This is a genomic window from Bradyrhizobium valentinum (genome assembly GCF_001440405.1).
Lineage (GTDB): Bacteria > Pseudomonadota > Alphaproteobacteria > Rhizobiales > Xanthobacteraceae > Bradyrhizobium > Bradyrhizobium valentinum.
Genome location: NZ_LLXX01000038.1, coordinates 69000 through 79933 on the forward strand (window position 1 = coordinate 69000; position 10934 = coordinate 79933).

The following is a 10934-nucleotide window of genomic DNA, read 5'->3' on the forward strand; positions in this document are numbered from 1 at the left end:
TGCCTATGGCAGTTCGAACGATGGCGCTTATTCCGATAGCGACTGCTACTACGTCTACAAGCGCCACCGACGCATTCTGGTTTGCAACTAGCGGACGGATCTCACCCTGCGAACACTGCGGTGGATATCGTAAGCGCCTTGGCTTCGCTGGTGCTGGTGATGGAGACCGGTTCGTTCACCGCAGTTGCGTGACGTTGAAGCGGATTTCGCGCTGCGTCAGCGTGTCGAGCTGGTCGAGAACAGCACGCAACAGCTTTGAGCCTCCGCATTCAATTCCGAGTGGGAGGAAGACCAACATCCAACACCGAGAGTGGGCGGTCATTCAGCTTCAGCACGAGCTTGTGAACGTGCACGCTTGCCAGGTCAATTATAAAACTATACGGTATAGTTTATTAAATCGGATCATGAAGCCCAACACGGACCCGTTCCAGACAAAACCGCGCTTGGGCAATCGCAAAAGAGCACGACACCCATGAACTTTCAGCCTCGACCACACCTCACGACCATCGACCGGCCTCCGCCGTTCGATTGCATAGCGTTGCTCTTACAGGGCGGCGGCGCTCTAGGGGCTTACCAGGGGGGCGTCTACGAGGCCCTGGCCGAAGCCAGCATCCATCCGGATTGGATTGCCGGCATTTCGATTGGGGCGATCAACGCTGCAATTATCGCGGGCAATCCTCCCAATTCCCGCGTTGACCGGCTTCGCGAGTTTTGGACGCAGGTGACGTTGGACGCGCCGTTCACCGATTTGATGAATAGCGATCACACCCGCAATTTTCTCAATCAGGTGAATGCGAGCTTTGCGGCGGTGTTTGGCGCAAATGGATTTTTTTCCGCGCGGCCACTGACGCCATGGCTACAAGCGGGTGGAACGCTTGCCGCCACGAGCATCTACGACACGAGCGCATTAAAGACGACACTGGAGCGGCTCGTCGATTTCGATCGTATCAACGCCGGTATGACGAGGTTCAGCGCAGGTGCCGTCAATGTGAGGACCGGCAATCTGGTCTATTTCGACACTGCCACCCATACGATTCGCCCCGAGCATATCCTGGCGAGTGGGGCGCTGCCGCCGGGCTTTCCTGCGGTCGAGATCGATGGCGAACATTATTGGGACGGCGGACTCGTATCCAACACACCGTTGCAATATGTGATCGAGTGTGGCGCCCGTCAGGACACGCTTGTGTTTCAGGTCGATCTCTGGAGCGCACGCGGCCAAATTCCGCGCAATATGGCCGACGTCGTTACGCGTCAAAAGGAAATTCAATATTCGAGTCGCACCCGAGCGAGCACGGATCAGTTCAAGAGCCTGCACCGGTTGCAGCGAGAGCTGGCAGCTCTCTTGAGCAGGCTGCCTGAAGATCTGCGCGAGCAGGAGGATGTCAGGCTGCTCAGGACGGCTGCCTCTCACAACGTGCACAGCCTCGTCCACCTGATCTATCGCGCGCGAGACTACGAAGGCCACTCCAAGGACTACGAGTTTTCCCGCCTCTCGATGCAGGATCATTGGCGCGCCGGTTATCACGATGCGTTGCGCACCCTTCGTCATCCCGAGGTGCTGGCGCGCCCGACCAGTGCGGACGGCGTCTCCACCTTCGATCTTGAGCAGGATGGTCGCGAGTAGGCCAGCCGGTCATTCCCACTCACAGGAGAATTCAAATGCGCGAGAATGAGGTCGTGAGGCGGGCGTTCGCGATGCCGCTGACCAATCCGGCCTATCCGCCGGGGCCGTATCGGTTCGTCAACCGCGAATACCTGATCATCACCTATCGCACCGATCCGGCGAAGCTGCGGTCGGTCGTTCCGCCTCCGCTTGAATTTGACGAACGCGAGGCGCTGGTCAAGTACGAATTTATCCGCATGCCGGATTCCAGCGGTTTTGGCGACTACACCGAGAGTGGCCAGGTCATCCCGGTGTCGTTCCGCGGTCGCAGGGGCGGCTACACCCACTGCATGTTCCTGAACGATGAGGGGCCCATCGCCGGCGGCCGGGAGCTCTGGGGCTTTCCGAAAAAGCTCGGTCAGCCGACGCTGCGGACCGAGATCGATACGCTCATCGGGACTCTCGATTACGGTCCGTTGCGGGTAGCAACCGGCACGATGGGATACAAGCATCGCGAAGCCGACCTGGCGCAAGTCAAGGCCGCTCTCGAAGAGCCGAACTTCCTTCTCAAGATTATTCCGCACGTCGACGGTACGCCACGTATCTGTGAGCTCGTCGAATATCGCCTTGAGCAACTTGTCTTGAAAGGGGCGTGGACCGGACCCGCGGCTCTTTCCTTGACGCCTCACGCCTTGGCTCCAGTGGCCGATTTGCCGGTTCTCGAGATTGTGTCCGCGATCCACATCCGCGCAGACCTTACCCTGGGGCTGGGCAAGGTCGTTCACGACTATTTGGAACAGCCGGTTCGGCGCCCGCTCCGGAGCTACGAGAGAAGTCTGGTCACATGATGGACGACCACGATCGGCTGCGCGAGCCCGGAAGTACCTCGGCGTCCAGCCGCAAGACCGTCACAGATCAACAAGGAAAGGCGAAATGAATATTCTGAAAGGTAAGGTCGCAGTTGTGACCGGCTCGACCAGCGGCATCGGTCTTGCGTATGCGCGGGCATTCGCGGGTGCCGGCGCCAATATCGTGCTCAACGGGATTGGGGCACCGGCCGATGTCGAAAAAACGCGGACTGCAATCGAGGACGATTTCGGGGTGAGGGCTATCTATTCGCCTGCGAATATGGCCGAGCCGATGGAAATCGCCAACATGATCTCGTTTGCCGAGAGGACGTTTGGCAGCGTGGACGTGCTCGTCAACAATGCCGGCATCCAGCATGTCTCGCCGATCGAGGATTTTCCGGTCGAAAAGTGGGACGCGGTCATCGCAATCAACCTCTCCTCCGCATTCCATGCGATCCGTGCCGTTACTCCCGGCATGAAGCAACGAGGCTGGGGCCGTATCATCACCACGGCTTCGGCGCATTCGATGGTCGCGTCCCCCTTCAAGTCGGCCTACGTCGCGGCCAAGCACGGCATCGTGGGGCTCACCAAGACGGTGGCGCTGGAGCTCGCCCGGTCGAAGATCACCTGCAACTGCATCAGCCCCGGCTACGTCTGGACGCCGCTGGTGGAGAAGCAGATCCCGAATACGATGAAGGCGCGCAACATGAGCAGGGATCAGGTGATCAACGACGTCCTGCTCGCGGCCCAACCGACGAAGGAATTCGTCACGGTCGAGCAGGTGGCTTCGCTGGCGCTGTTCCTTTGCAGCCAAGACGCCGCTCAAATCACCGGCGCCAATCTCTCTATCGACGGCGGCTGGACGGCCGCGTAGGGCCCGCCGAAATGCACACCGGCTCTTGAAACGCAGCGATAGACCAAGAAGACAACAGTACCCAACCTACTGAACATCAACCAATTCCTCTGGAGAGAAGATCATGAACAAGCTACTGATCGCGACTGTCATTGGCTGTGCCTGCCTTACCTTGGCGACGGCTGCCGAAGCCCGAACCTCTTACGACGGTCCCTGGAATCTTACCTTCGTCACACAGCGCGGATCCTGCGATCCGACCTACAATTTCTCAGTGAACGTTAACGACGGCATTGTGACGCATCCCAATCTGGTAAAGTTTAGTGGGTATGTCGGCAGATCGGGCGCGGTTCGCGCGTCGGTGACGGTCCACGACAAATACGCATCAGGGTCGGGGAAGCTAACGCGAGACGGCGGTCGCGGGACCTGGAGCGGCCGCGCAGGAGGCGGGCGCTGCTCGGGATATTGGACCGCGCAACGAAACAACTAGGACGCGATTACCGGTATTAGCCCTTGAAAACGAGATGGTTCGACTGCTGTGCGCCACGAGGCGCCTCAGCAATCTTGAGCATCGGATGCGGCGTGGTGTCGATTGGTCCATCCAGGTGTCCCCGATCGAGACGAGCGGGTCCCGAACCAAGGCGACCGCTTGATCCGGAGAGACGCCGGGTGGCGGATCCTGACGGGCGATGGCAAGCAGGTACGCGGGCTCGGAGCGAATGGCCGGTTATGGCGGCGCAAAGCGGCCGTTCGGCGAGCCGACGATCACGCTGGAAGCGAAAGCCTATTTGACATCGCCGTCGTGCCGGAAGAAGGAGTCGGGTTATCCGCATGAATGTGGACCACGCGGCTGCTCGCCCGCCACGCTCGCGAGCACGGTCCCGCCGAAGGGCGACAGTGCCTGGCGAACACGAAAATGGCCGTCGCGCGAGTAACCGCGCCAGATTGGTCTTGCGTAGGCTCAAGGGGAGGGGGCGCAAATCCTCGCCCTCGAGCGTCAGGATGTCGAAGGCATACGGCTGGACTTCGTCATCGTGCTTGCGCGAGTGCAGGACATCGAAATCGGGAACACCGTCAACCCCAATGATGACAGCTTCGCCATCGACCAACTAATCTGCTCAACACCGAGGACAACGAGAAGAGTTTTGCAAACGTCTCAGAAGTGACCGGATATAGCCGGATCAAAATGGAGGGGGTTTGCAAAACCAAGTGAGAGATTTCAACGGCTTAGCCCGAAAGCCGTTGTGCTACCGTTACACCATTCCCCAATAATTGCTCAGCGACATCAATAGGTTATACAGAAGTCCGAGCAATCGGCCGGAGCGGGATTGGCAAATCGCCGCTCTCGCTGGCGGGGTCGTTCTACTCGCTCGGTCCGTGCCTTGGCAAGCGCGGAAGCGGCAGCTTTTTGGGCGGAGGAAGCCTATTTGTGACGGTGCTTCCGCGACCGCTCCAGCCCGGTTTCGCACTACGAGGCGCCATTCGAATTCACCGGGCAATTGCTGCGGGTGACGGTCGATATGCTGCATGACGACCAGAAGCTGGACGGCGAGGGGATGGGTGCCGCCGAGATGGCGCGGCAATAGGGCTCCGCCAGCGCATCCCGTCATTGCGAGCGAAGCGAAGCAATCCATCTTTCCGTCGAGGCAGCATGGATTGCTTCGTCGCTGACGCTCCTCGCAATGACGGGGTTAATGCCTGTGGCCGGCGCTTACTTGATCTTCTCATACGCCGCGGCGAAATCGGCCAGCGGCATCGGGATCGTGATGGTCTCTTTGGCCATACTCTGGAATGAGACCTTCAACTGTTTGCCGGATTTCAACGCCGTCAACATGTCAGGCGAAATCGGGACGTTGGCGTAGCAGCCGCGCGCCTCGCAGGTCTGGATCTGCAGGTCGGACAGCTTGCCGTCGTCGACCTGAAGCTTGGCGCCGGCCGGCAGGTTGAGCCCGAGCGGCAACTGCACGAGGGCGACCGGCGCGCGGGTTTCGGCTGATACGCGGATATTGATGAGCACGATCAACTGGCCGGTCTTGGTCAGGATGGCGGTCTGTTCGATCGCGCATTCGAGCGGTGCGCCGCGGCTTGCGCTGCTACACCGTGCAACCCAGCCGGGAGGGGCGGACGAATTCGCGCCCTCGGCCGCAGCGGCGGTAGGAGCCGGCGTTGCCTGCGCCGCGGCGGATGGGGCATTTTTGGCCTTTGGCGCCTGGGCGTAGCCATGGCCGCACAGACCGAATATCGTCGCGACAGCGAATACAAATTTTACTGAAATTTTCACTGAGCCGGCCTCCGAAGTAGAACACTACCTTCGGATGTGTCGGTTCCCGCGCAAAGTCAAGTCATTCGGCCGCTTGCTTGACCGAGCCATGAGCGTCCAGATGCTCATGATGGTTGGGCTCGGACGAACGCCCCCATCGTGCAAACGCGTTCGAAAGCCGGTCGAGATAGAGATAGACCACCGGCGTCGTGAACAGCGTCAGCGCCTGGCTGACGAGCAGGCCGCCGACCATGGCATAGCCCAGCGGCTGGCGGATTTCCGATCCTGTGCCGGTACCGAGCATCAGCGGCACGCCGCCGAGCAGCGCCGCCATCGTCGTCATCATGATCGGGCGGAAGCGCAGCAGCGCCGCTTTGCGTATCGCAGCTTCTGGTTCGAGCTGCTCGTCGCGCTCGGCGGCGATGGCGAAATCGACCATCATGATGCCGTTCTTCTTGACGATGCCGATCAGAAGCACAATGCCGATCAGCGCAATCAGGCTGAAGTCAAAGCCGAACAGCATCAGGATGGCGAGCGCGCCGACGCCGGCGGACGGCAGCGTGGACAGGATCGTGATCGGGTGGATGTAGCTTTCGTAGAGAATGCCGAGGATCAGATACACCACGACGAGGGCGGCGAGTATCAACAGCGGCACGGTGCCGAGCGACTGCTGAAATGCCTGCGCGGTGCCCTGGAAGCTCGAATTCAGCGTCGCCGGCGCGCCGAGTTCGACCATCGCCTTCTGCACCGCATCGGTGGCCTGGCCCAACGCCACGCCCTGCGCGAGGTTGAAGCTGATCGTGGTCGCCGGAAACTGGCCCTGATGGCTGATCGACAACGGCCGCACCGGCACGCTGGTCCAGGTCGCAAAGGTCGACAGCGGTACCTGCTCGCCGGTTGCGGGCGATTTCACGTAGATCTTATTCAGGGTATCGAGGCTGCCCTGCAGTTCCGGCAGCACCTCGAGCACCACCTTGTAGGTATTGAGTTGGGTGAAGAACTGCGTCACCTGGCGCTGGCCGAACGCGTCATAGAGCGTGTCGTCGATCAGTTGCGGCTGGATGCCATAGCGCGCGGCGGTGTCGCGGTTGATCTTGAGCTCCAGCGTGGTGCCGTTGGTCTGCTGGTCGGTGGCGACGTCGCGCAGCTCGGGCAGCGTCTGCATCTTCGCCAGAATCTTCGGCGCCCATTCGTTCAGCTCGGCGAGATCGGCGTCCTGCAGCGTGAACTCGAACTGGGTTCGCGTCGGCCGGCCGCCGAGCCGGACGTCCTGCGCCGCCTGCATATAGAGGCGGGCGCCCTCGACCTTCTCGAGCTGGGGCCGCAGGCGGGCGATGATCTGCTGCGCGGTCGCCTTGCGCTCGTCGCGCGGTTTCAGCGTGATGTAGAGATTGCCGTTGTTGCCGGCGCGGCCGCTGCCGCCGATCACCATCGCGACCGTTGCCACGTCGGGGTCGGCCTGCACGATCTTGCCGAGCTCTTCCTGACGCCGCTTCATCTCGGCGAAGGAGATATCCTGACCGGCCTCCGAGGTGGCCGTGATCAGGCCATTGTCCTGCTGCGGAAAGAACCCCTTCGGGATGAGGACGAACAGATAGACCGACAATCCCAGCGTCGCGAAGAAGATCATCAGGGTGGTGAGCTTCCAGCGCAGCGCGAGGTCGAGAACACGTTCATAGGCGCGTAGCATCGCGTCGAAGCCGCGCTCGCTCCATTGGTAGAACCGGCCATGCCTGACCTCGCCATGGGCGCGCAGGAAGCGCGAGGCCATCATCGGCGTCAGCGTCAGCGACACGACCATCGATACGAAGATGGTCATCGCCAGCACGACGGCGAATTCGCGGAACAGCCGCCCGATGATGCCGCCCATCAGCAGTAGCGGAATGAGCACCGCGATGAGCGAGACGCTGATCGACAGGATGGTAAAGCCGATTTCGCGGGCGCCCCTGAAGGCGGCGGCCATCGGCTTTTCACCTTGCTCGATATAGCGCGTGATGTTCTCCAGCATCACGATGGCGTCGTCGACTACGAAGCCCACCGCGATGGTGAGCGCCATCAGCGAGAGATTGTCGAGCGTATAGCCGACTAGCCACATCAGCGAGCAGGCGCCGAGCAGCGCCAGCGGCACTGTCACGGCCGGGATTACCGTTGCCCAGAAACTGCGCAGGAAGGTGAAGATGACCATCACGACCAGCGCGATAGTGAGCAGCATGGTGAACTGCACGTCTTCGACAGCGGCGCGGATCGTCGTGGTGCGATCGCTCATCACCTCGACCTTGACTGCCGGCGGGATCGCGGCGGCCAGCCGCGGCATCGTTGCCTTGATCCGATCCACGGTCTCGATGACGTTTGCGCCGGGCTGCTTGAATACGACCAGGAACACACCGCGCTTGCCATTCGCCCAAGCCGCCTGCTTGGCGTCTTCCGGGCCGGTGACGGCCTGGCCGATGTCGCGGATTCGCAATGGGCCGCCGTTGCGGTAGGCGATGATGACGTTGTTCCAGTCCTTGGAGTTCGGCAACTGGTCGTTGGCATAGATGGTGTAGGCGCGGCGCTCGCCGTCGATATTGCCCTTGGGGCTGTCAACGGTCGTGATCGCGATCTGGCTGCGAACGTCTTCCAGCGACAGCCCCTTGGCGACGAGCTTCGCCGGGTCGATCTGAATGCGGATCGCCGGCTTCTGCTGCCCGCCTATGATCACCTGGGCGACGCCGGAGATCTGGCTGATCTGCTGGGCAAGCTGGGCATCGACGGCGTCGCTGACCGATGTCAGCGGCAGCGTGTCCGATGTCGCCGACAGGATCAGGATAGGGGAGTCTGCCGGGTTGACCTTGCGATAGATCGGCGGCGAGGGAAGGTTTTTCGGCAGTTGGCCGCCGGCGGCATTGATCGCGGCCTGCACGTCGTTGGCGGCGGCGTCGATCGAGCGGTTGAGATCGAATTGGATATTGATCGCCGCGGTTCCGAGATAGCTGGTCGACGTCATCTGCGCGACGCCGGGAATCTGCGCGAACTGACGTTCCAGCGGCTGCGCCACTGACGAGGCCATGGTTTCCGGACTGCCGCCGGGCAGGGAGGCCGAAACCTGGATGGTCGGAAAGTCGACTTGCGGCAGGGGCGCGACCGGCAGCAAGGGATAGGCGACGAGGCCTACAAACATGATCCCCGCCATCATCAGCGAGGTGCCGATCGGGTAGCGAATGAAGGGGGCGGAGAATCCCGCGCTCATTCGCCGGTCACCTTGGCCTGCGCCTGATCCGAGCTGGCGACCGCCGTCGTCACCAGGGTGCCCGGCTGAACCTTGAACTGGCCCGCCGAGATCACCTGCTCGCCGGGCGCAAGCCCTTCATCGACGACCGAGCGGCCGTCGATCGAGCGCGTCACCTTGATTTTGCGGAGTTCAGCCTTGTTCTCCTTGTTGACCGTGTAGGCGTAAAGACCATCGGGTCCATGCTGGATGGCGTCATCGGGAACAACGGTGGCCTCCTTCAGCGTCGCAACGAGTAGCCGGGTTGAAACCGACTGGCCAGGCCACAGCGCGTGGTCCTTGTTGTCGAACACGGCCTTGAGCCTGACGGTGCCGCTCGATGTGTCGACCTGGTTGTTGATCAGCGAAAGCGTGCCGGTGGAAAGCACCCGCTTGCCGTCGGTGGAGAGCGCGATCGTCTTGGGAGAACCGGCGGCCAGCGCGGCCTTGATATCCGGCAACTGGTCTTCGGGCGCGGTAAAGATCACCGCAATCGGCTCGATCTGGGCGATGGTCACAATACCGGTCTGCGTGGCGGCGTTGACGATGTTGCCGACATCGACCTGGCGGATGCCGGCAATGCCCGAGAACGGCGCCTTGACGGTAGCGTAATCGAGCTGCGTCTGCGCATTGGCGATTGCTGCATCGTCGCCGGCCACCTGCGCCGTCAGTTGCGCGACCAAAGCACGCTGGGTATCCGTTTGCTGGCGGGTCGCGAACTCACCGAGCCGAGTGGAGCGCTGCAGGTCGAGGTTGGCATTGGCGAGATTGGCTTGGTCCTGCGCCTTCTTGGCCTTGGCCTGATCGAGCGCAGCCTGGAACGGCCGCGGATCGATCTCGACCAGCGTGTCGCCGTCCTTGACGAGCTGGCCTTCCTGGAATGCGATCCTGTTAATCTGGCCGTCGACCCGGCTACGGACCAGCACCGTGTTGAAGCCTTGAACTGTGCCGAGGCCGGTCAGATAGACCGGGAAATCGGCCTTTTCGACCGGGGCGATCTTGACGGGAACGGCGACGCGGGCCGGGGCGCGCGGTTGGGCATTAGCCTGTACGGCGTGGTTCTCGCCGTGGAATCGCTGCCAGCCCAAATAACCCAGCGCGGCGATCGCTGCGAGCAACAAGACCCAACGGACGGTGCGCGAACTCGACATGCCTGACTCACGGGTTCAGGAACAAGACCAATGGTGTTCAGGAAGAGTTCCCATCAGGCCAGATATAAAGCGCGCGCGTTTGAGGTGTACAAACACTAAGGCTTGAGAATCCTAAACAATTGGAAAGGTCTGACGCTCCGACGGGCATGGTTCGGCGCCGCCAAATCTCTCGCGATCTCCGGCGTGAATTTCGCGCAGGGTTGAATGGACGATTGGTTGCGGCGGAGTTCTTAGAATCATTTCAAACTACAGATTAGAATCGCTGTGATCTGAGCGGATTTAACCGGAGTCCTGCTTCAACCGCGTTGACCCAAAATTTCTCGCTCGGTACCTACCGCGGGACTACTCGCCGCATGTCGATTAGCGTGGATTGAAATTGATCAGAGGCACAATGAATTTTGCAAAGGCACCGAGGTCGCGTCGCTTTGAAGCGAGGATCAACTCGGGCGGCCGAACGCTCGGAAGCGATCCGCCGCTATTTAACCGCTACGAGGCCTTTGGCGGGCACCATTTCGGCCTCCATGCCGACAACGCGTTGAGGGGAGATCGTCTCACTGGCTTGCGGATCCGGACCGACCTGCCGGTGACGCTGTTTCTGTCCGAACCCGACGAGTACGATGGCGGCGAGCTGGTGGTGCAGGACCTCTACGGTTCCCAGGAAATCAAGCTCTCGGCCGGGACCTCGCTTGCATCTGGTCACGCCGATTACGCGAGGTGTGCGAGTGGCGTCTTTTTTCTGGCTGCAGAGCATGATAGGGGTTGGATACGCCCGCAGCCTGATCTTCGATTTCGATACCTTGATCCAAGCCCCGATGGAGCGGCTTGGGCGAGGTGACCCTGAAACGGTCAAATTGACCGGTATCTATAACCTGATCCGCTACTGGGCCAAAGTATGAAGAACATGTCTCTTTCTCGCGCGATGACATTCGCGGTGATCTCCGCGCTGGCGATGCTGTCGCCGGCCGCGCCGTTGTC

At 61.1% G+C, this 10934-nt stretch carries 8 protein-coding genes and 1 pseudogene; 5 read left to right on the top strand and 4 right to left on the bottom strand.

Annotated elements, in window-relative coordinates:
* Positions 1-175: 175 nt before the first annotated feature.
* On the bottom strand, positions 176-298 hold the full coding sequence (locus tag CP49_RS48570) for a hypothetical protein (protein WP_276326833.1): 123 nt from the start codon (positions 296-298) through the stop codon (positions 176-178).
* Positions 299-472: 174 nt separating this feature from the next.
* Between CP49_RS48570 and CP49_RS07355 the strand changes: the two genes are divergently transcribed.
* The 4 genes from CP49_RS07355 (at position 473) to CP49_RS44375 (ending at position 4236) form a co-directional block, all read left to right on the top strand.
* Positions 473-1624, top strand: coding sequence for a DUF3734 domain-containing protein (locus tag CP49_RS07355; RefSeq protein ID WP_057849624.1), 1152 nt, complete (start codon positions 473-475; stop codon positions 1622-1624).
* 35 nt (positions 1625-1659) lie between these two features.
* Positions 1660-2451: an acetoacetate decarboxylase gene (locus tag CP49_RS07360; RefSeq protein WP_057849625.1), complete on the top strand. Its 792-nt coding sequence runs from the start codon at positions 1660-1662 to the stop codon at positions 2449-2451.
* Positions 2452-2536: 85 nt separating this feature from the next.
* Positions 2537-3325, top strand: coding sequence for a 3-hydroxybutyrate dehydrogenase (locus CP49_RS07365; protein WP_057849626.1), 789 nt, complete (start codon positions 2537-2539; stop codon positions 3323-3325).
* A 665-nt stretch (positions 3326-3990) separates the two neighbouring features.
* The gene (locus tag CP49_RS44375; protein ID WP_156438137.1) at positions 3991-4236 is read left to right on the top strand and encodes a hypothetical protein; all 246 of its coding nucleotides are present in this window, start codon (positions 3991-3993) and stop codon (positions 4234-4236) included.
* A gap of 776 nt (positions 4237-5012) precedes the next feature.
* Here the strand turns inward: CP49_RS44375 and CP49_RS07375 are convergent.
* The 3 genes from CP49_RS07375 to CP49_RS07385 form a co-directional block, all read right to left on the bottom strand.
* Positions 5013-5582: an invasion associated locus B family protein gene (locus CP49_RS07375; RefSeq protein WP_082645896.1), complete on the bottom strand. Its 570-nt coding sequence runs from the start codon at positions 5580-5582 to the stop codon at positions 5013-5015.
* Between the two features lie 61 nt (positions 5583-5643).
* Positions 5644-8790, bottom strand: coding sequence for a multidrug efflux RND transporter permease subunit (locus CP49_RS07380; RefSeq protein WP_057849628.1), 3147 nt, complete (start codon positions 8788-8790; stop codon positions 5644-5646).
* Positions 8787-9959 carry an efflux RND transporter periplasmic adaptor subunit gene (locus CP49_RS07385; protein ID WP_057849629.1) on the bottom strand — a complete coding sequence of 391 codons (1173 nt, stop codon included), beginning with the start codon at positions 9957-9959 and terminating at the stop codon, positions 8787-8789. The genes CP49_RS07380 and CP49_RS07385 overlap by 4 nt, the downstream gene beginning before the upstream one ends.
* A 469-nt stretch (positions 9960-10428) precedes the next feature.
* On the opposite strand from CP49_RS07385, the pseudogene CP49_RS07390 reads away from it, so the two are divergent.
* A pseudogene (locus CP49_RS07390) lies at positions 10429-10855 on the top strand (PKHD-type hydroxylase); the annotation flags it as partial.
* Between the last annotated feature and the right edge of the window lie 79 nt (positions 10856-10934).

Coding starts and splice junctions, on each gene's coding strand:
- CP49_RS48570 (WP_276326833.1), bottom strand. CDS start 298: ATGTTGGTCTTCCTCCCACTCGGAATTGAATGCGGAGGCTCAAAGCTG.
- CP49_RS07355 (WP_057849624.1), top strand. CDS start 473: ATGAACTTTCAGCCTCGACCACACCTCACGACCATCGACCGGCCTCCG.
- CP49_RS07360 (WP_057849625.1), top strand. CDS start 1,660: ATGCGCGAGAATGAGGTCGTGAGGCGGGCGTTCGCGATGCCGCTGACC.
- CP49_RS07365 (WP_057849626.1), top strand. CDS start 2,537: ATGAATATTCTGAAAGGTAAGGTCGCAGTTGTGACCGGCTCGACCAGC.
- CP49_RS44375 (WP_156438137.1), top strand. CDS start 3,991: ATGGCAAGCAGGTACGCGGGCTCGGAGCGAATGGCCGGTTATGGCGGC.
- CP49_RS07380 (WP_057849628.1), bottom strand. CDS start 8,790: ATGAGCGCGGGATTCTCCGCCCCCTTCATTCGCTACCCGATCGGCACC.
- CP49_RS07385 (WP_057849629.1), bottom strand. CDS start 9,959: ATGTCGAGTTCGCGCACCGTCCGTTGGGTCTTGTTGCTCGCAGCGATC.